At 61.1% G+C, this 21,580-nt stretch carries 21 protein-coding genes; 17 read left to right on the forward strand and 4 right to left on the reverse strand.

The features are described 5' to 3' along the window. Positions 1 to 250: 250 nt before the first annotated feature. From GSQ83_RS29280 to groL, 17 genes are all read left to right on the forward strand, one after another. The gene (locus GSQ83_RS29280) at positions 251 to 1,705 is read left to right on the forward strand and encodes a PLP-dependent aminotransferase family protein (RefSeq protein ID WP_158806600.1); all 1,455 of its coding nucleotides are present in this window, start codon (positions 251 to 253) and stop codon (positions 1,703 to 1,705) included. An 89-nt stretch (positions 1,706 to 1,794) separates the two neighbouring features. Beyond that, positions 1,795 to 2,952, forward strand: coding sequence for an ABC transporter ATP-binding protein (locus GSQ83_RS29285; RefSeq protein WP_158806601.1), 1,158 nt, complete (start codon positions 1,795 to 1,797; stop codon positions 2,950 to 2,952). Further along, positions 2,939 to 4,327 carry an ABC transporter substrate-binding protein gene (locus GSQ83_RS29290; RefSeq protein ID WP_158806602.1) on the forward strand — a complete coding sequence of 463 codons (1,389 nt, stop codon included), beginning with the start codon at positions 2,939 to 2,941 and terminating at the stop codon, positions 4,325 to 4,327. Before GSQ83_RS29285 ends, GSQ83_RS29290 begins: the two co-directional genes overlap by 14 nt. Before the next feature lie 14 nt (positions 4,328 to 4,341). Beyond that, complete coding sequence (locus GSQ83_RS29295; RefSeq protein WP_158806603.1) at positions 4,342 to 5,286, forward strand: carbohydrate ABC transporter permease; 945 nt, start codon at positions 4,342 to 4,344, stop codon at positions 5,284 to 5,286. Continuing rightward, positions 5,283 to 6,152 carry a carbohydrate ABC transporter permease gene (locus tag GSQ83_RS29300; protein ID WP_158806604.1) on the forward strand — a complete coding sequence of 290 codons (870 nt, stop codon included), beginning with the start codon at positions 5,283 to 5,285 and terminating at the stop codon, positions 6,150 to 6,152. The genes GSQ83_RS29295 and GSQ83_RS29300 overlap by 4 nt, the downstream gene beginning before the upstream one ends. 101 nt (positions 6,153 to 6,253) lie before the next feature. Next, a complete protein-coding gene (locus tag GSQ83_RS29305; RefSeq protein WP_158806605.1) occupies positions 6,254 to 7,345 on the forward strand; it encodes a zinc-binding dehydrogenase in 1,092 nt (363 codons plus the stop codon). Between the two features lie 135 nt (positions 7,346 to 7,480). Continuing rightward, positions 7,481 to 8,602 (forward strand): Gfo/Idh/MocA family protein, encoded by a 1,122-nt coding sequence (locus GSQ83_RS29310; RefSeq protein WP_158806606.1) that lies wholly within the window; start codon positions 7,481 to 7,483, stop codon positions 8,600 to 8,602. A gap of 49 nt (positions 8,603 to 8,651) precedes the next feature. Beyond that, positions 8,652 to 9,560 (forward strand): Gfo/Idh/MocA family protein, encoded by a 909-nt coding sequence (locus GSQ83_RS29315; RefSeq protein WP_158806667.1) that lies wholly within the window; start codon positions 8,652 to 8,654, stop codon positions 9,558 to 9,560. 3 nt (positions 9,561 to 9,563) lie between these two features. Beyond that, the gene (gene iolE / locus GSQ83_RS29320; protein WP_158806607.1) at positions 9,564 to 10,478 is read left to right on the forward strand and encodes a myo-inosose-2 dehydratase; all 915 of its coding nucleotides are present in this window, start codon (positions 9,564 to 9,566) and stop codon (positions 10,476 to 10,478) included. Between the two features lie 29 nt (positions 10,479 to 10,507). Beyond that, positions 10,508 to 11,620 carry a Gfo/Idh/MocA family protein gene (locus GSQ83_RS29325; protein ID WP_158806608.1) on the forward strand — a complete coding sequence of 371 codons (1,113 nt, stop codon included), beginning with the start codon at positions 10,508 to 10,510 and terminating at the stop codon, positions 11,618 to 11,620. Between the two features lie 82 nt (positions 11,621 to 11,702). Next, on the forward strand, positions 11,703 to 12,701 hold the full coding sequence (locus GSQ83_RS29330) for a DUF6635 family protein (protein WP_216850626.1): 999 nt from the start codon (positions 11,703 to 11,705) through the stop codon (positions 12,699 to 12,701). Positions 12,702 to 12,811: 110 nt separating this feature from the next. Beyond that, entirely contained in the window at positions 12,812 to 13,993 is a 1,182-nt protein-coding gene (locus GSQ83_RS29335) for an MFS transporter (RefSeq protein ID WP_158806609.1), read from the forward strand. A gap of 109 nt (positions 13,994 to 14,102) precedes the next feature. Further along, a complete protein-coding gene (locus tag GSQ83_RS29340; RefSeq protein ID WP_158806610.1) occupies positions 14,103 to 15,266 on the forward strand; it encodes a PAS domain-containing protein in 1,164 nt (387 codons plus the stop codon). A 136-nt stretch (positions 15,267 to 15,402) separates the two neighbouring features. Then, positions 15,403 to 15,972, forward strand: a complete 570-nt coding sequence (locus GSQ83_RS29345) for a DUF2721 domain-containing protein (RefSeq protein WP_158806611.1) — start codon at positions 15,403 to 15,405, stop codon at positions 15,970 to 15,972. Then, positions 15,969 to 16,217 (forward strand): hypothetical protein, encoded by a 249-nt coding sequence (locus tag GSQ83_RS29350; RefSeq protein WP_158806612.1) that lies wholly within the window; start codon positions 15,969 to 15,971, stop codon positions 16,215 to 16,217. The genes GSQ83_RS29345 and GSQ83_RS29350 overlap by 4 nt, the downstream gene beginning before the upstream one ends. 411 nt (positions 16,218 to 16,628) lie before the next feature. After that, entirely contained in the window at positions 16,629 to 16,946 is a 318-nt protein-coding gene (gene groES / locus GSQ83_RS29355; RefSeq protein ID WP_158806669.1) for a co-chaperone GroES, read from the forward strand. A gap of 55 nt (positions 16,947 to 17,001) precedes the next feature. Beyond that, positions 17,002 to 18,660 (forward strand): chaperonin GroEL, encoded by a 1,659-nt coding sequence (gene groL, locus GSQ83_RS29360; RefSeq protein ID WP_158806613.1) that lies wholly within the window; start codon positions 17,002 to 17,004, stop codon positions 18,658 to 18,660. Between the two features lie 125 nt (positions 18,661 to 18,785). Here groL and GSQ83_RS29365 read toward each other — a convergent pair whose 3' ends face one another. The 4 genes from GSQ83_RS29365 to GSQ83_RS30195 form a co-directional block, all read right to left on the reverse strand. Then, positions 18,786 to 19,511, reverse strand: coding sequence for a response regulator transcription factor (locus tag GSQ83_RS29365; RefSeq protein WP_158806614.1), 726 nt, complete (start codon positions 19,509 to 19,511; stop codon positions 18,786 to 18,788). A 212-nt stretch (positions 19,512 to 19,723) separates the two neighbouring features. Continuing rightward, complete coding sequence (locus GSQ83_RS29370) at positions 19,724 to 20,722, reverse strand: ABC transporter ATP-binding protein (RefSeq protein ID WP_158806615.1); 999 nt, start codon at positions 20,720 to 20,722, stop codon at positions 19,724 to 19,726. Beyond that, positions 20,712 to 21,281, reverse strand: a complete 570-nt coding sequence (locus GSQ83_RS30815) for an ABC transporter ATP-binding protein (protein ID WP_254065989.1) — start codon at positions 21,279 to 21,281, stop codon at positions 20,712 to 20,714. The genes GSQ83_RS29370 and GSQ83_RS30815 overlap by 11 nt, the downstream gene beginning before the upstream one ends. Further along, the coding region (locus GSQ83_RS30195; RefSeq protein ID WP_216850627.1) for an ABC transporter permease subunit at positions 21,164 to 21,580 on the reverse strand (417 nt) is incomplete at its 5' end. The genes GSQ83_RS30815 and GSQ83_RS30195, both read right to left, overlap by 118 nt.

Genomic DNA, 21,580 nt, shown 5'->3' on the forward strand with positions numbered 1-21,580 from the left:
GGGTTTTCACTATTCTAGCGCGTCGCGGCCAAGGCGATAGCAGTGCCCGCACGTGCCAAGCCGGAATGCGATCCGCCCTTCATTCGCAGCCTCCCATTAAGATTTTAGACCGTCCTATTCCTCGCCACGACTCAGCCAGAGCCAGTTCTGGTAAGAATTAGAGAGCCAGTTGCTACCCCTGCGTGTGTTTTCTGTGGACGACTAACGCTGCTACGTCCACGATCCTGCTTCGATGGCCACGGAGCGGCTTATGCGGCAAGCTTTTCCACTAGATGCTCTCACACTCGATCGCGCGCAGGATGAATCACTGCATCGACAGCTTTATCGGGCCTTGAGCGCACTGATCAAGGACCGGGTGCTGCCGCCTGGTGCCGGGTTGCCCTCGACCCGCGCTTTAGCCGCCGACCTTGGTGTCGCCCGCAACACTGTGGTCGCCGCTTACGACCAGCTCATCACAGAGGGCTACCTCCTCAATCGCTGCGGCGCGCGGCCGGTAGTGGTCGATCTCCCGGTTGGCGCGGCGACATTCGCGCGAAGTGCTTCAACATCGGCGGGGCGAGGGCTGTCCCTGCGCGGTGAGGTAATAATGTCTCAGCCGGTCCATCACGGCGTGCCGGGCCAATTCGCATTTCATCCTGGGATGCCGGATGCCCGTTCCTTCCCTTTCAATGTATGGAGCCGCCTTTTGGCAAGGCGTGCGAATTTTGCGGGGGAGACGTTGTTTGGAACCTATCATGTTGCCGGTCTTCCGGCACTTCGAAAGGCTGTCGCGGTCTATCTGAGAACAGCGCGAGGCGTGCGCTGCACCGCAGATCAGATCGTTATCACAACGGGTGCGCAAGCGGCATTCGATCTTCTCGCGCGACTCCTGCTCGACCCGGGCGACTGCGTGTGGATGGAGGAACCCGGCTATTTCGGCGCGCAGTCAGCCTTCGTCGCGGCGGGGGCCAAACTTGCTCCGTTACGGGTCGGTCTCGACGGCTGGCAGATGGACCAACCGCCACACTCCGCGCGTTTGTTCTTTGTGACGCCTGCATGCCAACACCCGCTCGGCGTCACGATGCGTATGGAGCAGCGTCTGCGCTTGCTCGAAATTGCCGAACACAGCAACGCCTGGGTCATTGAAGATGACTTTGATGGTGAATACCGATTCCAGGGCCAGCCGATTCCGGCCATGCAGGGCAGCGATCAATCGGGACGGGTAATCTATGTCGGCACTTTCGCCAAAATTCTGTTCCCGGCCTTACGCCTCGGCTTCATGGTACTCCCGCCCGAGTTGCACGAGCGGATCCCTCATGCCCTCAGCACCACAGGACAATTCGCTCCTCTTCTCTTACAGGCAGCCCTCGCCGACTTCATCACCGAGGGCCATATGACGCGCCATCTCAAACGCATGCGACGGATTTACGCGGCGCGGCGACAGAGATTCCATGAGTTAACCGAAATGAATCTCGGGGGGCGGCTGACGCTCATTTCCCGGGAGGCGGGTATCCAGGTCGTCGCCTTGCTCCGGGAGGGTTTGGATGACCGGCGTGTCGCCGAGGAAGCGCGACGGCTCGGGATCAATGTTCTGCCACTGTCCAAGCATTACAGGCACGGGCACCCTGAGCAGGGGCTGGTGCTCGGCTACGCTGCTTGCGATGAGTCCCAAACGGAGCACGGCCTGCGGAAGCTCAGGGAAGCCATCGATCGCTCTGCCGAATGAGAGCAAACGCCGCGACAATAAAAATCTTGACGCCCATCCTTGGTCGCTTTACCGTTTGGTGTGGAACGTTCCACGTAGCTGGAAACGATATGGCCACTGTCAGCATCGAGCAGGTGTGGAGGCGTTTCGGGCCGCATTCCGCAGTTGCGGATCTTACGCTCGATGTGAGGGACGGCGAGTTCCTGGTGCTGCTCGGTCCGTCCGGCTGTGGCAAAACGACATCCTTGCGAATGCTCGCGGGATTGGAGCGGCCGACCTCCGGAATCATCCGGCTCGACGATCGCATCGTCAATGACGTGCCGCCCGGAGAGCGCGACGTCGGAATGGTTTTCCAAAGCTACGCTCTCTATCCCCACATGAACGTTTATCGGAATCTAGCTTTCGGCCCGCGCATTCGCCGCGAGAATAAAGCGGAGACCCACAAGGCGCTGCTGGAAGTTTCAGAAGTGCTTGGCCTCAGCGCACTACTCGATCGGCGCCCGAGTGAGCTTTCCGGTGGACAACGACAACGCGTGGCTCTTGGTCGCGCGCTTCTGCGCCGGCCAAAGCTATTTCTCATGGACGAACCGCTTTCGAATCTGGACGCCGCGCTCCGAGGCCAGGTCCGCGCGGAGTTGGTGCGGCTGCATGGCCAGTACAAGATTACCACCGTCTACGTCACGCATGATCAGGTCGAAGCGATGACGATGGCGGACAAGATCGCCGTCATGTTCGCGGGGCGCCTGCAGCAAGCGGGGACCGCGCAGGAGGTCTTCGACAATCCGGTGAACATGATGGTCGCAACGTTCATCGGCTCGCCACCGATGAACATATTGCCAGGACATTTGAGCGAGGACGAAAGCGGTATCAGGATCGAGGTGTTAGGCCAGACTCTGCGCCTGCCTAGCTGGGCTTCGATCAAGGGGACGCATGCTTCAGCACAACAGGTTTCAGTTGGCATCAGGCCCACGGACATCATTGCCGATACCCTGGCCGATTGCACCGGCCCACGGGCTCGCATCGATTTCGTTGAGTCGATGGGCGCGGAGACCTTCCTGACTCTCACTTGCGCGTCGAACAAGCTCATCTGCCGCGCGCCGGGTCGTTTGAGACTAAACGTCGGCGACGAAGTCGGGTTAGTCCTAGACGTAAATTACTTATACGCCTTCGACTACGAGGGTGGAAATTCGATCATTGACCGTTCCGGACAGGCTGGTGATGCCCGGCCACACCCCACAAAAGGAGTAGTGACGCATGGTACAATATAAGCCTCGCCACCTAGCCTCCAGTTTTACCGCTTTGGCTATGGGTGTCGGTTTACTCGGCAGTTCGGGCATTTCTGGCCGCGCGCTCGCCGCGGATAAAACGGTCATCTCCGTTGCCTATGGTGAAACCTATGTTTTCGATACCGAGGATCTCACCAAGAAGTGGTGGAATGGGGTCAAAGCCGAATTCGAGGCGAAGTTTCCAGACGCGACCCTTCAGCTGGTGCCGATTGGCGGCGGGTACGATGACATCACCAATAAGCTGAGCTTGCTCTACCGTTCATCGCGCACTGCGCCTGACGTGGCGCAAATCGCAACGCCCGTGATCGGGCAGTTCTCCTCCTCGGGCTATCTTCTTCCTCTGGACTCCTATCTCGCCGATGAGGCGTGGTGGAAGCAGTTCCCAAAGGTCATTCAGGGGGAGGGGGTCTTTCAAGGCAAGACATATGCCGTCAACACCGGTGAGAATGATTCCCAACTTTACTACAACATGGATCTGTTCAAAAAAGCCGGGTTGCCAGTGCCATGGACGCCGCACAATTGGAATGACATTCTAAACGCGGCGCGGACGATTAAGGCGAAGCTTCCTCATATCATTCCTGTATGGCTGAATGCAGGCTCAAGCTCAGGCGACAATGGCATCCTGCAGGGCGCCGGAAATCTGCTGGCGGGTTCGACGGTTCCCACGATCTACGACAAAAAGACTCAGAAATGGGTCGTGGACAGTCCCGGCCTGCGAGAGGTGCTGGATTTCTACCATTCGGTCTACAGCGAAGGCATGGGTGCCAATCTCAGTGATCTGTTCTCGCCTTCCGCCGTCACCATACCGCTAACGCTGATCGCCCAAGGCAAGGTCGCCATCACCTTCGGCTCAAATTACTACGGTGGAAATTGGACGAAGCTCATCTGCTCGCCGTGTTGGGCGGACGCGACGAAGGTCGCCGGAGTAGTGCCAATTCCAACGGTTGACGGTCATTCCCCCGACATTGCCACGACGGTCGGCGGCTGGGACTTCGCGGTCTCCGCGTCGACCAAGAGTCCCCACTACGCCTGGGAGCTCGTGAAGCTGATGGAGAGTGACATCAATCAGATCAATGCGGCGAATTGGGCGGGTTTCGTTCCCGCCAACCAGCTGATTGTCAAGGAACCGGCTTTCGTCGATTTCGCGCCCCCGTACAATGCAGTCTCGGCACAGGTATTGCCCTACGGCGTGATCAGCCCGGCATCCGGTGACTACCTTGTTTGGTCGCATGGCTTGCAGGAAGCGACCGGGGCCCTCGCTCAGCATCCGAATACCACCGTTGACGCGGCCATCGGCGTAATGAGCGACTATGTCTCGAATCAGCTCGACTCATCGGCGGTCGAGACGCTTAAGTGAATGGAGCCACTGCGATGCGGCCGGAGAATGGCGAGCGTCGCGGATGGTGGAAATCATCCGCGGCCGCCGACGGTGAGCAGCAGCTCGACGCCGTCGGCATTCTCCTGTTGCTACCGGCGACATTGCTGCTTGTCGTGATGTTCATTGGCCCGGTAGGATTTGCCTTTTATCTCGGTGTGACAAACATAGCTCTTGTCGGGCCGACCGCGCAGCACTTCCACTTCACCGGATTGAAGAACCTCCACAGGCTGGTGAATGACCGTCTGTTCTGGGAATCACTGAAGCTCACAGCGATCTTCCTCGGTGCCTCGGCCGTCGTTGGCGTCACCATCATAGGCATGGCACTGGCGGTTCTTATGCAGCACGCTGTCACGTGGCTGCGCACGGTGGTAGGAGCGATTGTTGTCGTCGCCTGGATGCTGCCACCAATCACCGCCGCACTCCTTTGGTATGCATTCAGCACGACCGGAGGAACGCTAAGCCTGTTGAGCGGCTCCGATAGCGACATTCTGAACGATTTTCCGATGACGATCGTGTGTCTCGCCAATATTTGGTCGACTGCTGGATTTTCGATGCTTGTCTTATCCTCTGGTCTTAGAACTGTGCCGGCGGAGGTGCTTGAGGCGGGAAAGATGGAAGGCGCGTCACGCTGGCAAATCTTCCGCTCCCTTACTCTGCCGATCATGCGCCCGACCATCGTAACGAACGTCCTGCTCGTGACGCTGCTAAGTCTCGCAAATTTCTCGCTGATCTACATCATGACCGCTGGCGGTCCCGGGAATGCCACGAACATCCTGCCGATCTATTCCTATCAACAAGCGTTTCAGTTCAACAAACTGGCCTATGGCGCTCTACTCGGTGACGTCGTGGTCATAATCGCGACCGTCTTTGCCTATCTCTATGTTCGGGTTTCGCGGCCGTCACGCGCGGGCTATCGGCCCCAGGGAAAGCTGGCATGATCCAGTCGGCGAGTGCTGTCGCTGATGGAAACGCTGGCGGGCCGCCCATTGCGGATGTGAAAAAAACGCGGGAATGGTTCGTCACGAACGGGCTTCTCGCCATCATCGGTCTCGCATTCTTGGCCCCCATGCTATGGCTCGCCCTCGCCGCCGTTGACGCCAATGCTGGCTGGGCGCTCCAGCTGCCGCATTTCACACTCGCCAACCTCATCGCCGTCACTCGAGGTGACTACCTTCAAGCCCTGCTGAACACCCTCGAGATTTCCTTAGTCGCGACCGGAGTCTCTACCATCGCCGGGGTCTTCGGCGGCTATGCACTTTCGCGGCGGAATATACCTTTGTCCGACGAACTCATGGTCGGCGTTCTTTTCCTGACGGGAATCCCCGTCGCCATCATGATCGTCCCCGTCTTTGAGGTCTTTGCGAAATATGACCTGCTCAGCCTTGTCCCAACCGGCGTGTTCCTTGGAGTTACAAGTTTGCCCTTCGCGCTTTGGCTCATAAAGACGGCGATCGATGCTGTGCCAAAGGAACTAGAGGAAGCGGCGACAATCGAGCGCGCCAATATCCTGCAGGTCATCCTTCATGTCACCGTTCCGGTTGCGCTTCCGGGGATTTTCGCGGCTGCAATTTACAGCTTCATCAATGCGTGGGGCGCTTTCCTGCCGCCGTTGGTCCTCATCAGCGATCCATCGCAGGCGACTGGCCCGTTGAAGATTTATGGACTAATCGGCTCCGCGGCGGTTCGCTATGGTGATATCGCGGCCTTCTCGATCGTCTATTCTCTGCCCGTAGTCGTACTCTACATCCTGATGTCGCGGCCGTTCAGTGGCGGATTCTCGATGGGCGGCGCCGTGAAAGGTTAGATTGCATTGGAAGCGATTAACGTGAAGGGCCTTCTCACATGACCTCGGTTCGGGCGGCCGTCACCGAAAGACCAGGGCTGATCTGTGTTCGAGAGTTCCCGATGCCCGACCCAGAGCCGGGTGCGGTGATTCTGAAAGTCCATTACTCGGGAATATGCGGCACCGATAAACACACCTTTCGCGGCGAGAGCAAGCAATATGCCGGAACGGCCCATGAGCGGGACCTGACCTATCCGCTCATCTGTGGCCATGAGACCGTCGGAGAAGTCGCGGCACTTGGGGGCGTCGTTTACGACAGCGAGGGTGTGGCCCTCAAACTGGGCGATCGGATCGTGCCGGCAGCGAATGTCGCCTGCGGCATCTGCCATTTCTGCCGCAATTCGTTTCCTTACTATTTCTGCGAGAACATGCGTGACTACGGCAACAGTCTGCATAGCGGCCTCGCACCCCATCTGTTTGGTGGCTGGTCCGAGCACATGTATCTGCTCCCAGGCACGCAGCTGTTTCGGGTGCCGGAGAACCTGCCCGACAATGTCGCGGTGCTTACGGAGATCATGGCGGTCACACATGGCGTAGAGACCGCACTTTCGCTCTTGGGGCAAATGGGCGGGAACCGATTTGGCGGGTCTGTCGCCGTGCTGGGCGTTGGCCCTCTTGGAATGTGCCATCTCATCAAAGCGAAGCTGCTCGGAGCCGGAAAGCTGATCGCGAGCGATTTGTTTCCCTCGCGACTCAGGATGGCAGAGGAATTTGGCGCTGATCTAACGCTACTCGTCGGCAATACGAACGCAGAAGAGCGCGTCAGGCGAGTGCGTGAGGCCACCAGCGGACTCGGGGCGGACATTGTGCTCTCCTGCAGCGGCGTGCCGCAGGGATTTGTGGAGGCGCTGAAGATGGTGCGAGTTGGAGGCGTTGTGGTCGAGGCTGGAACATTTGTCGATATGGGACCAGTCAGCATCAATCCGAATTCGGATATTTGTACGCGCAACGTGAGCATTATCGGTATCGGCGGCGAAACGGCGACCTCTTACGCTCCCTCAATGCGCCTGATGGCGGCGAATCTGGATCGCATACCTCTGGGTCGCTTCGTGAGCCACCGAATGCCCCTGGATCGGGCGCATGAGGCGGTCGAGTTGGCACAGACGGACGCCGCCATGAAGGTGGTAATCGCTCCCAACGGCATAACATTCTAATTCCACGCTCTCTCAGGGGGAGCAAAGCAATGTGGAAGGCCCAGCCTGGGTCTGAGATTTTCAGGCTTACGCTTGACAGTCACGGTTCGGCTGCATAACATCACCTGGAACGTTCCACAAACACGGTACCGCTAGATGTCAAAAAGACTCAAAGTCGGCGTCGTGGGCTGTGGTTTGGTCGCGCAGGTCATGCACCTCCACTATTTGCGTGAGCTCTCGGAGCTTTTTGAAATAGCGGCGATTTGTGATGTCTCGGAGAGCGTGCGCGCGGCCTGTGCCAAGACCTACGGGGTAACGGAAACCTTTAGAAGTTGGGAGGAGATGCTCCGTCTGCCTCTTGACGCAGTATTTGTGCTGTCATCCGGGAGCCACGCGCCGATCGCCATCGCGGCCGCGGAAGCGGGTATGCATGTCCTTGTCGAGAAGCCCATGTGCTTCTCTGTGGCGGAGGGGCACGCGATGATTGTTGCAGCGCAGAAGAGCAGCGTCACGCTGATGGTTGCGTACAACAAGCGCTACGACCTCGCATATCTGCGACTTCTCAAGGAACGCGAGGCGCAACTCGACCTGAGATTGATAAAGGTCACGACCCTGGAATCGCCTATCGACCCATATATCCGCCAGTACCCACTTCACAAACCCGATGATTTATCCAAGGACTTGATCGCGCGTTTCGCGGCCGACAACCGGGACCGCATCACCGCGGCAATCGGCGAGACGGATGAGCTGTGCCGACGCGCCTATCATCTCGTTCTGCTGGACAGCATGGTGCATGAATTCAATACGATCCGCGGCATAATGGGAGAGCCAGACCGGCTGGAATTTGCGGATATTCAGGAGCAGAGCGTAACCGCGGTTCTCCGCTTTGGGCCGGCACAATGCGTGATCACTTGGGTAGATCTTCCGGGAATCGCCAGATATCAGATGGAATTCGCCTTTTACGCGCCCGATCAAAGGCTGACCCTGTCATTTCCTTCGCCTTTCGTGCGGAATCTGCCGACGCTGCTCTCCATTGAAGGTGGGGAGCCCGTTTCCGGTCGCGCCTGGCGCAGTGAGGAAACGACATCCTTTACCGAGAGCTTTAAGAACGAACTCATTCACTTCCACGAATGCGCGACAACCGGGCGGGCGCCAACAACTTCGGGTGAAGATGCGCTTCGCGACATCGCGCTTTGTGGGGCCATCATCGAAGCGCATCGTACACGCGTTCCCAGGGACAGTCCGACATTCTGGAACGCGAGCGGGGGCGCGGCCTGATGGCGGATCAGCTCCGCCTGCAATCTCGGATGCGCGTGCCGTGACAGAGATGTTCAGGCTCGGCGTGGTGGGCGCGGGTCGCATGGGGCGCACGCATCTCGCCGCGCTCTCGTCCTCCCGGCAGGTCAAAGTAGTCGCTGTGGCCGAGACGGTGGAGGCGACGCGCGCGGAACTGACCGAGCAAGGTTATGCGGTCTCGGCGGAACTGGGAGACTTGCTTCGCCGCAGCGATTTGGACGGCATTCTGATCGCGACGCCCAGCGATCATCATCTGGAAGTCGTGGATCAGGCCACAGCAGCGGGTATTCCGATCCTTTGCGAGAAACCCTGCGGCATTACATCGGCGCAAGCGAGACGCGCGGCCGAGTTGGCTTCCCAACGCTCCGTTCCTCTGCAAGTCGCATACTGGCGACGCTTCGTCCCCGAACTCCAGCATCTCAAGGCCCGCATCACGTCAGGTGCCTTCGGCGAGATCTATTTCGTGGCGTGTTACCAGTGGGATGAAGAGCCACCATCGGCCATGTTCCGCTCCCGCAGCGGTGGTATCTTCGTGGATATGGGCGTCCACGAATTTGACCAAATGCAATGGCTGACAGGTCAAAGGCTGTCGAATATCTCAGTGGCCAGGGCGCAGACATCAGTCGATCCCGCTGCGGGTGGCGATCCAGACAGCGCGGCCGCGCTTTGCACTCTCGATCGTGGCGCCACTGGCTTGGTTTCTTTGGGGCGTCGTCACATTCATGGCGATATCTGTCGCGTGGACGTGTTCGGCTCACGTGATGCTGCGGAAAGTCGCTTTCTCGCTCCTCCGAACGGAACCGCTGTTTTCATGGAGGCGCTGAAATTGCAGGCGGAAGGCTTTGCGTCTTGGGTGCGAGGAGGTGCGGCAGCAGGCGCATCCGCCGAGGACGCGGTTGCCGCGCTTCAGGCTGCCGAACGTGCAGCGGGGGGAGAATAGAAAATGTCCGTCAAACTCGGCATCAACCCAATAACCTGGACTAATGACGATGTGCCCGAACTCGGCGGTGACATTCCTTTGGAGACCTGCCTGACGGAAACCAGGGCCGCCGGATACGCCGGGACGGAGCTGGGCGGCAAATTTCCCCGTTCCGCAGCTGAACTCGGGCCAATTCTGCAAAGCTACCAGCTCGAGCTGGTCTCGGGATGGTATGACGGCGGTATTCTCGACCGGGATGTGAGCGAAGAATTCGACCGGATCCTGCCTCACCTTACGTTGCTTCGCGATCTGGGATGCAAAGTCGTCGTCTATGCTGATACATCGCGTGGACGGCATGACGGTATCTATCAGCCGATTTCTCGACGTCCGAGGCTGTCCGACGAAGAATGGCCCGCCTACGGCGCCAAGCTTACCGCGCTTGCCGAGCGAATGGCGACATTCGGCGTCGGCATGGCGTTTCATCACCATATGGGAACCATCGTCGAGTCCGACGCTGAAATCGACCGGCTCATAGCGGAAACGGGCGAAGCGGTCGGCCTTCTCTTCGATACGGGGCATTGTCTTTTCGCTGGTGGCGATCCGGCCTCCTTGCTTCGCCGCCATATCAACCGCGTCGTGCATTTTCACTGCAAGGATGTTCGTTCCGACGTGCTCGAGACAGCACGGGCGACGGACATGAGCTTCATGGATGCGGTCATGGATGGAATCTTCACCGTTCCAGGTGACGGTTTCGTCGCGTTCCAGCCTCTGCTGGAGCAGTTGCACGCGGCTCGATATGACGGCTGGCTAGTGGTGGAGGCAGAGCAGGACCCGCGCAAGGCAAATCCACTGACTTACGCCACGCTCGGATACAAGAACCTTCGGCAGGCGGCCATGGCGGCAGGCCTTGACGTAGTCGAAGCGGCTGCGAGGGCTTAGTTCGATACACGAGAGAGGAGGCTAGGACGATGCGTGCCGCGATCATCGGGACAGGCGGAATAGCGCGCATCCATGCCACTCTGATCGGGCAACTGGGTGGCCAGATTGTAGGCGTGTCTAGCCGCACGATCGAAGCGGCAACAGCCTTTGGCGTGGGCAAGCCCTATGATGATGTCCCGCTGATGCTGCGTGAGCAGAGACCGGATGTCGTGCATGTCTGCTCCCCCAATCACCTTCACGCCGAGCATAGCATCGCGGCTTTTGAGAGCGGAGCGCATGTGTTGTGCGAGAAGCCGATGGCGACCTCGGCCGAGGAATGCTTCCGCATGATCGATGCCGCCAAGCGCGCGGATCGTATTGGCGCAATCGCGTATACCTATCGCGGCTATCCGCTCGTCGAAGTTCTGCGGGCCAAGGTGGCGGACGGCGCTTTCGGCAAGTTGCGCAGATTGGGCGGCTGCTATCTGTCCGAGGATGTTTTGGCGGCTGACAAATATGTCTGGCTGTTCACCCCAGGATCAACCGGACGTTCCTATGTCTTAATGGACCTGGGCGTGCATTGGCTGGATATGGCCGAATACGTCTCCGGTCAGCGGATCGTCGATATCGCCGCGCAGTTTTCGACCCATCAGGCGGAGCGTATCTGGAGAGGCGGCGCGGGTGAGGGGCCGCGTCCTCCAGGCGCGGTGTCCGGCGGCGATAGCGTCACTGTGGTTAGCAATCTGGAGGAGCAAGCGGATTTGCTCGTCCGCTTCTCTGGTGGAGCAGCCGGAAGCATGACGGTGAGCGGCGTGTCGCCTGGACACCCCAACACGATAATACTCTCCGCCGATGGTCCAGAATCCGGTTTCGACTGGAACCAGCAGGAGCCGAACATCTATGTAGAGCGGAGTGCCGCCGGAAACACGATCCTGCAGCGGTCACCGGATAAACTCTCGGCCGATCGTGCCTGGATGTCGAGGCTCCCCGCGGGGCATGCCGAGGGCTATCTCGACGCATTCCGCAATGTTGTTTCCCAGGCATGGTCCGCGATGCGCGGCGAGCCGGCGGCATTTCCTTCCTTCGCGGACGGATTGCGCGGGATCCAACTTATCGAGGCCGCCGTGCGCAGCGCGGAGACGCGTCAGACGGTCCGCCTGTAGGCGGACCGGGCCCCTCGGGCACATCGCAGAAATTTCCGCGCGTGTGCTGGGCGAACGCCACGACACGTGTCTTCCTCTTGCCATGGAGGACAGCATTGCCGCGCCGCCGCCTCCGGCGCTCAGCCGCGAACTAGCCATCGAGGCGGTGGCCCAGGGCGCGCGCCGTTATTTCGCGGACCGCCGGGCCCGGGTAACTCCCTTCGTGGATGCCCATTTCTCGCTACGGGGCACGCTCGCGCTGCACCGGGCGGCTGTGGGTTGGGATATCGCCAAAGCGCCGCTGAATCTAAGTTTGGCCGCGCCGCAGCTCGGCATGCAGCTCGGCGCAAAACTGGCCCGGCGGCTCGGTGCGCCCCGCACGGCCAAGGCGCTGGGCCGCTCCATCCTGTTGGAGACGGCGATCGCGCGGGAAATCGAGTGGCTGGTCCACACCGAATTGCTGGAATTGCCGATCGCCCAGAAACATCGCGAGAAGCAGATTGATGCGCTCTCCGAAGCCATTCTCGCCGAGCCCGGCGTGGTACAGGCCGTGGAGGCCGCACTCCTCGGAATCGGCCGGCACGGCGATGATCCGCTGTTCCGCGAGCGATTGGGCCGGGCGATGAGCGAGTATCGGGTCACGCGAACCGCGGCTGCGGAGATCACCACCGGGTTGCTCAACCTCGGCGCGGGCGCGGTCGCGCTCAATAAGCTGACGCCTGGGGCCGCCTCGCTCGGCCCGGCTCTCGCGGGGCTGATGGCAAAGCAAGCAGCGGTCGGTGCCTTTCCCCTCGGCGGCTGGCTTGGCGGGTTCTGGTATGGGCTATTCCCAGCCCTCCCATCCGCCGGGCTGGTCATAACAGCCACCAGCGGCCTGATGCTCGCGTCGGCAACTTTTGCAGCCTTCGCGGGTGTCGTATCCGATCCGATCCAGCGAGCGCTCGGATTGCACCGGCGGCGCTTGATACACATGATCGATGGCCTGGAGCGTCAGTTCTTCGATCCCGCGGCCGCCGGCTTCTCAGTCCACGATCATTATGTCGCCCGGCTTCTCGACCTCTTCGATATCATCGGCGCGGCATCGAGACTTACCCGGTCGTGACCGGTTTTCGCCTACCCGGCGAGCGATAAGGCCAAGGGCCGGCATTCCATCGACTGGACGACGAGGGAGGGCATTGTGTCCGGAACCTCGCAGCGGCGGAGCGTTGCCAAATGCTCGACCAGCGTTGGCGTATCCTGAGCGTGCTCTTCCTGGCCCGCACTGCCATGGGATTCCAGTTCCAATCCGTTGCTTCGACGACTCCGTTGCTGATGACCGACCTTCACATCGACTATGGCGGGATCGGCAGCCTGATCGGGTTCTACATGGTCCCAGGTATTGTCGTAGCCTTCCCGAGTGGCCTGCTCATGCGCCGGTTCGGCGACAAAAGGCTATGCGTGGCCGGGCTCACTTTGATGGTGCTGGGTGGCATACTGCTTGGCCTCGGGCATACGGTGGCAGCGGCTTTTGCCGGCCGCATCGTAAGCGGTGCCGGCTCGGTCATATTTAGCCTCGTCCTGACCAAGATGGCGACCGACTGGTTTGTCGGCCGGGAGATCATCTTTGCCATGGGCGTCGTGCTGGCCAGCTGGCCCTTCGGAATCGCCGCCGGGCTGCTGGTGCAGCCGGCCCTTGCCGCGTCGGAGGGCTGGCGCTGGGTGATGTATGAGGCCGCGGCGCTATGCGGAATCGCGCTGTTTCTGATCATCATCGGTTACCGGGACCCGCCGCGTGCTGTTGCGCCAATGGCGGGCGCGGCGCGACTGCCCATGCTGCCGCCGCTCCGTCAACTCCTCCCCACCACGGTCGCCAGTCTGATGTGGGGAAACCTGAACCTCACTCTAGTGCTCTTCTTCAGCTTCGCTCCGGCGGCAATGACCGAGTTGGGCCTCTCGGCCATCACATCCGCCGCCTGGGTGAGTGCCGCGCTGTGGATCATCATGCTGTCCGTTCCGCTGGGCGGCCTTGGCGTTCAACGCAGCGGGCGAACCGATGCTGCCATCGTGGTCTTCTCAGCCCTCGCGGGCATTGCCCTGGCGCTGTTGCCGTCCCGGATGGGGGCGCTCGCTGGCTGCGTGGTGTTCGGTCTCGCCATCGGGCCACCGGCGGGCGCGATCATGGCGCTGCCATCCAGGGTGCTAAGCCCGGAACACCGCGCGGGAGGTCTCGGTGCCTTCATGACCGTCTACTACGTGATTCTGTCGCTCGGCCCGGCGCTCGCGGGCGTTCTTCGAGAACATTCGGGCGCGGCCGCCGCCGCGGTTTGGCTCGCATCCGGTCTCATGCTGTCGACCGCCCTATTGATGGGCATCTTCAACGTTACCGCTAAAGGATTGACTAATCAGGGATCGTGATCGCGCCGGTGCTTGTGGTTTTCGTCGCGGTATCCAAGGATTGCGTCACAATGCGGGGTAACCCCCGTTGATGCCAACCGGCTTGAGCCGATGCGGGATAAATGGCGCGATGATGGATTCTGAGCAGCGCGCCGTCACTCAGCTTGAGCCCGCCGTGCCCAAACAAGCGCTCCTCGCGGAGCACGTCTTTGCCTCGGCTGTTGGCAAAACCCGCATGGCCATGGCCTTCGCCGACCCCAACCTGCCCGATTGTCCTCTCGTCTACCTGAACCCCGCTTTCACCGAGTTGACCGGCTACACGCTAGAATCCGCGCTCGGGCGCAATTGCCGCTTTCTGCAAGGACCGGAGACGGATCCTGAGGCCGTGGCGCGTATCCGCAGTGCGGTCGCCGAGCGCCGACCCGTGACCGAGGAACTTTACAACTACCGCAGCGATGGGTCGGGATTCTGGAACGCGCTCTACGTCAGCCCGATCTTCGACGAAAACGGCAAGCTGATCTACTTCTTCGCAAGCCAGATCGATGTGAGCGGTCACCGGCAGGCAATGCGGCGCCAGGCGCAGCGGATGGAGAGTATGGCGGCCCTCGCCTCGGGAGTCGCGCACGAGTTCAACAATCTTATGACGGTTGTGCTGGGCAGCGTCGAGCAGGCAGCCGCCCGCGCCGCCGATGATCGTGTGAAGACGCCTCTCGAACGGGCCGATTGGGCATCCAAGCGCGCAGGTGCGCTCGCCAGCGAACTGCTATCGCTGACAAGGCGTCAGGTGGCCGGAAATCAAAGGCTCGACTTAAACCAGATCCTGCACGAGATCGAGAAACCCGGCGCCGAGTTTGTTTCTGATCGCCTGAGTGTCAGCCTTGATTTGACCGAGTCATCAATTTTCGTGCGCCTCGACCGTGGTCAGCTGGAACTGGCACTCCTCAGCCTTCTCCGTAACGCCGCGGATGCGATGCCTGAGGGTGGGACGGTGACCTTCGCGACGCGCGTGCTACCGGCATCCGAAGCGGCCGCGACGCTGTTTGGTCACAGCAAAGCCGGCCAGGAAGCAATCGAGCTGGCGATTTCGGATAGTGGCCATGGTATGCCGCCGGATGTCCTGAAGCGTGCGACCGAGCTATTCTTTACGACCAAAACGGCCAATCGCGGAACAGGAGTCGGCCTCTTCCTGGTACTCGAATTCGTCGAGAAATCTGGTGGGCGGTTGCTGATCGACAGCAAACCGGATCAAGGCACGCGAGTTCGACTGATCTTCCCTCGTGAAAGCGCCAGTTGATGCAGCGGCCTTGCCCTACCAGCTTGTCAGAATCGAGCATTTCTTACTAAGACCTCTCGCTCGCGCACCCAGTCGCGGAGTGTGCCGAGGCTGAGGAAGCCCGCCCAATGGCCTGTTTAGTCCATACGTCAAGCTGATGGCTTTTCCGGTTCCAGATCTGACGAGCGGCGATCCTGTCGCCAGTGTGGCGCATGTTGTCCAAATCGCACTGACGCCGATCTTTCTGCTTTCCGGCATCGGCACCCTCATCGGCGTGTTCAATACTCGCTTGGCACGCGTCTCCGATCACACCGAACACGCATCGGAACTGCTTCGAGGCGATCCGACAGAGGCGGAGCGGCGTCAGCTGAACGCCCATATGGTGCGGCTGCGGCTGCGGCTTCTGGCATTGGACGCCGCGGTCGCCCTGGGCGCCTTGGGCGGCACCGCGACTTGCGGCGCGGCCTTCGTCCTATTTCTTGGCGGCCTTCGGGACACAGCTATAGCGTCCTGGCTCTTTATCCTGTTCGGGGCGGCCCTCGCCTGTGTCGTCGGCGCGCTCATCGCCTTCATGTTCGACACGCTGCTGGCTTGGCACGGAATGCGTCGCGACGGGCCTCTCCCACACCCGAGAATGTTCCTGGTTCGGCGAACTCTGGGGACCGGCAAGTCACGCCGGGAGACCGCTAGCACTCGCCACGGGGATGAGGAAGTGAGCGAAGGATGAGCCCTGAAATTGAGGCCGAGCTGCGAACAACCGTGGCGAGCCTGCGCGTCAAGACCTCCTGTCAGGAGCTCTTGATCCTGGCCCTTTTGCCTTTACTGGAGCCGCACCAGAAAAGCGCCCTTCGTGACCGCCTCGACGCCATGGAGAGTGGTGAGGTGGTTGGGTCTCGCCTTATTGAGGCGGAGAGGGTTGAGAGCGAGACCGCGATCTGGGTCCAGACGATGCGCGAAGCGCTGGACGGCTGAGCGGCGGTGGAGTCGAAAAACGGCCTGGCGATACCGCCCACATTCAACTTCACATCCCTATGCTGATGGCTCTAGGTTCGTGGCCGCCTAGCAAAGCTTAGGCCCTGACATTGTTCCGAGTTCTCCAAATATGGATGGAGGGCTAAATGGACATGAGGACCTGGATCGCACTCGTCCCGGTCGCCCTCTTCGTCGCCGGGCTATTCGTTCACTATTGGCCACGGGACGAATAGCGATAGCCGGACAGATGGAACTGCCGCCAGGAAGATGGCAGGCGTTCACGCGAATGCGAGGCTGGCACTCTCCTTACAAGAGTGCTAAAGCTCCGCCCCGTCGACCGCCTGAGCCGGATCCTCCGTGATCCTCCTCTGCGGCGCTCGCTGCCTTTCGCATCGATCCAGGATCAAAAACATGAAGTTTCGTCCCCTTCACGACCGTGTAGTCGTCCGCCGCGTCACGGCCGAAGAAAAGACCCGTGGCGGCATCATCATCCCCGACACCGCCCAAGAGAAGCCGATGGAAGGCGAAGTCATCGCCGTCGGCCCGGGCGCGCGTAACGAGACCGGCGAGATCGTCGCCCTCGACGTCAAGGCCGGCGACCGCATCCTGTTCGGCAAGTGGTCCGGCACAGAGGTCAAGCTTGATGGCGAGGAGCTCCTCATCATGAAGGAGAGCGACATCATGGGTATCGTTGAGGGCCAGCCGTCCGCCTCCAAGAAGGCCGCCTAGGCCCCAAGCCTCCAGCCGCCTATCCGCTGCACGACAAAAGAAAGAATAATTATACATGGCCAGCAAAGACGTGCGCTTCGGCGCCGACGCTCGCAGCCGCATGCTTCGTGGCGTTGACGTTCTCGCCGACGCGGTGAAGGTGACACTCGGCCCCAAGGGCCGCAACGTCGTCATCGACAAGAGCTATGGCGCCCCGCGCATCACCAAGGACGGCGTTACCGTCGCCAAGGAAATCGAGCTCGCCGACAAGTTCGAGAACATGGGCGCGCAGATGGTGCGTGAAGTCGCGAGCAAGACCAACGACGTGGCCGGCGACGGCACCACGACGGCGATCGTGCTGGCCCAGGCGATCATCCGCGAGGGCGGCAAGGCCGTTTCCGCCGGTATGAACCCGATGGACCTCAAGCGCGGCATCGACAAGGCGGTTGTCGCCGTCGTCGAGGAACTCGCCAAGCGCACCAAGAAGATCACGACCGAGGCCGAGATCGCCCAGGTCGGCACGATCAGCGCCAATGGCGAAGGCGAGATCGGCCGCATGATCGCGGAAGCAATGCAGAAGGTCGGCAACGAGGGTGTCATCACCGTCGAGGAAGCCAAGGGCATCCAGACTGAACTCGATGTCGTCGAGGGCATGCAGTTCGATCGCGGCTACATGAGCCCCTACTTCATCACCAACGCCGAGAAGATGACGGCGCAGCTCGACGACCCGTACATTCTCATCCACGAGAAGAAGCTCTCCAACCTGCAGACGCTTCTGCCGCTGTTGGAAGCCATCGTGCAGTCGGCCCGTCCGCTGCTGATCATCGCCGAGGATGTCGAGGGTGAGGCTCTCGCGACGCTCGTCGTCAACAAGCTGCGCGGCGGCCTGAAGGTCGCGGCCGTGAAGGCTCCGGGCTTTGGCGATCGTCGCAAGGCGATGCTGGAAGATCTCGCGATCCTCACCGGCGGCACCGTCATCAGCGAAGATCTCGGCATCAAGCTCGAGACCGTTACGCTGGAGATGCTCGGCCGCGCCAAGAAGGTGTTGATCGAGAAGGAGACGACCACGATCATCGAGGGCGTCGGCAAGACCGAGGACATCAAGGGCCGCTGCACCCAGATCCGCGCGCAGATCGAGGAGACCACCTCGGACTACGACAAGGAGAAGCTGCAGGAGCGTCTCGCGAAGCTCGCCGGTGGCATCGCCGTGATCCGCGTCGGCGGCTCGACCGAGGTCGAGGTGAAGGAGCGCAAGGATCGCGTTGACGACGGTCTGCACGCGACGCGCGCGGCGGTCGAAGAAGGCATCGTTCCGGGCGGCGGCGTCGCTCTGGCACGCGCCTCGCTGGTGCTGAAGGACCTCAAGGGTGACAACGACGATCAGCGTTTCGGCATCGAGGTGGTCCGCAAGGCCCTTCAGTCGCCGATGCGTCAGATCAGCGAGAACGCTGGTGAGGATGGCGCGGTGATCTGCGGCAAGGTGCTGGAGAACGCCGCGTACAACTTCGGCTTCGATGCGCAGATCGGCGACTACAAGGACCTGGTCGCGGCCGGCATTATCGACCCGACCAAGGTTGTGCGCTCGGCGTTGCAGCATGCGGCCTCGATCGCGTCGCTGATGATCACGACCGAAGCGATGGTCGCCGAGCGTCCCGACAAATCCGCCCCGATGGGCGGTGGCGGCGGTGGCGGCGGCATGGGTGGAATGGGCGGCATGGGCGGGATGGATTACTGATCCCTCCAATCCGCCAGGTCATGCTCGGCGAAGGCCGAGCATTCACGCCTTACTTGCTTCACTAAGCTGGAAGGTGGGAGGCGATCGCGCCTCCCACCTTCGCTCGATAAAGCAGCACCCGCGGCTCAGGCAGCCGCGAGGTGTTCGCCTTCCATTTGATTGATGCGTGACACCAAAGACGTCCGGTTCTCGACGCCCAGCTTGTCGAAAAGCCGCATGAGATGCGTTTTAACGGTGGTCAGGGCGATCCCGAGTTCGTCAGCCACATCGTGATTGGTGCAGCCTTGGCGTACCAGTTTCGTAACCTCGATCTCCCGGCGGGTCAGCCCGTAGGCCGCGCTCAATTGTCGGGTGAGCCGCTGGTGCCGCAACCGAGGATGGCTGAAGAGATTAAACTCGATATAGGGTTGCATGGAGGCGGCAAAGCTCAAGGCTTCCGCGCAGAACGGCGGATCCTCCGTTGTCTTGATGATGCCCAATCCGGCGAAAGCGAAATCGCCGTGCCAGAAAACAAAATCCAAAACATCGCTGATCCGGCTATCGCGCAAGTAACTGCAATAGCGAGCGTATTCGGCGGCGGGCGCTAATCCGTGATCCGCATCCAGCGTTGCGACGCGCTTCCCTGAAGTGACCAGGCGCCGGACATTCAAGGGATCGCAGGAATTCATCCCACCCTCATACAGGTGGAAACTTTCCTCGCAGGCGCCCGAGACCTGAGCCGACTGCATCTCCAGGGTTTCGTCGATCCAATAGAAAACCGAGGACGACGCGCGCAGCGCCCCGAGGGCAAAGCGCAGAACCTCCTCGATCCGCATGTCAGGGAGGCCGTGATTTGGTCCGATATTCCGCATGGATAACCACTCCAGCATGGTCCCGCAGATACAGAGCAAGAACCGTACCATGGGCGACCCTGCGGGCGAAGTAGAAACCGGGCCTCAGCGTGGATGGTCTAGTATCGAAGCGTTACCAAAACGTCCGTCATGGCATGCCTTCGCATGCCATGACGTGGTGGAATGGGCATGACGTGGCGGAGTGGACACCTCCAACCCCAAAACCCCTCGGCTCAGCGGTTCGGGTAATGGCAGCTCGCGACATGGCCCTCGGCGATGGCTAGCAGCGGCGGTTCGATCTCCTCGCAGGTCTTGGTGGCCTTCGGGCAACGCGTACGAAAGCCGCAGCCGGAGGGGCGGTCCGCCGGGTTCGGGATCTCGCCACGCAGCACGATGCGGCGCCGCTGCTTCTCGCGCACCGGGTCCGGCACCGGCGCGGCGGAAAGCAGCGCCTCGGTATAGGGATGGGCGGGCCGCTTATAGAGTTGATCGCGCGGCGCGCTCTCCACGATCTTGCCGAGATACATCACGGCCACGCGGTCCGAGATATGCCGCACCACTGATAGGTTATGCGCGATGAAGAGATAGGCGAGCCCCTGCGCCGCCTGCAGATCCTTGAGCAGATTCAGCACGCCCGCCTGCACCGAAACGTCCAGCGCGGAGACCGGCTCGTCCAGCACTACAATCTCGGGATCGACCGCGAGCGCGCGCGCGATGCCGATCCGCTGCCGCTGGCCGCCGGAGAAAGCGAAGGGATAGCGGCCCGCCTGCTCCGGCAGAAGCTGCACCCGCTCCATCGAGCGAACCACCCGCTCGTCCTGCTCCCGTCGATCCAGCCCCAGCATGCGCAACGGCTCGGCGATGATGTCGTGCGCTGTCATGCGCGGGTGCAGACAGGCATAGGGATTCTGAAAGACTAGTTGCAGATGCCGGCGAAACGGCCGCATTTCGGCGGGCGATAGGCGCGAGAGATCTGTCCCCTTGAACAGAATGCGCCCCGTGCTCGGCGTGCCCAGCCGCAAAATGGCCCGCGCCAAGGTCGACTTGCCGCAACCCGACTCGCCCACCAGGCTCAGCGTCTCTCCCGGCGCGAGAGTGAGCGAGACTCCGGCAACCGCGCCGATGCTGCCGACCTTGCGTTGGAAGATGAGGCCGCGGGTGATCGGGAACTCGACTCGCACATCCTCGACCTTGAGGAGCGGCGCCTCGGCGGCCACGGAACTAATCGACATTGGGCAAAATCTCGGCGGCGCGGTGGCAGGCGGCCATGGAATTGCCGAACCACTGGAAGTCCGGATCCTGCTCGATGCAGATCGGCAAGGCATAGGCGCAGCGGGGATGGAACTGGCAGCCCGACGGACGATCCAGCAACGACGGCGGCACGCCTTCGATGGCATGCAAACGGGCGCTTGTCGTGTCGATCGAGGGCACGGCGGCCAGCAGACCGGCGGTATAGGGATGCCGGGGCCGGTGGAACACCGCCTCGATCTCACCGCGCTCGGCGACGCGGCCCGAATAAAGAATCGTCACTTTATCAGCGAGCCCGGCGACCAGGCCGAGATCATGGGTGATGAGCATGATCGCTAGACCCTTCTCCCGCCGCAGCCGGTCGAAGATCTCGATGATCTGTGCCTGGATCGTCACGTCCAGCGCGGTCGTCGGCTCGTCCGCGATCAGCAGTTCCGGATCATTGGCGACGGCAATGGCGATGACCACTCGCTGGCGCATGCCGCCCGAAAATTCATGCGGATACTGGTCGAACCGCCGCTCCGGCAGCGGGATCGCGACCAGTTCCAGCAATTCGATCGCCCGGGCGCGAAGCTGTCGCCGCGACCCATGTCCGGTTGTGCAGCATCAGCGCCTCGGTCAGCTGCGCGCCGATGGTCAGCACCGGATTGGTCGAGCCCCTTCACATTGATCACCTGCGCCCGCATCAGCCGCGCATAGATCGGCCACCACACGATGATCAGCGCGATGGCGGTGTGCAGAAGTCCTGGCCCAAGTGAGGCCGCGATCGCCATCGCCAGCAGGATCGGCGGGAAGGACAGGGTGATATCGGCCAAGCGCATCAACACGCTGTCGAGAAGGCC

The sequence above is a fragment of the Acidisoma sp. L85 genome (genome assembly GCF_009765865.1).
GTDB lineage: Bacteria > Pseudomonadota > Alphaproteobacteria > Acetobacterales > Acetobacteraceae > Acidisoma.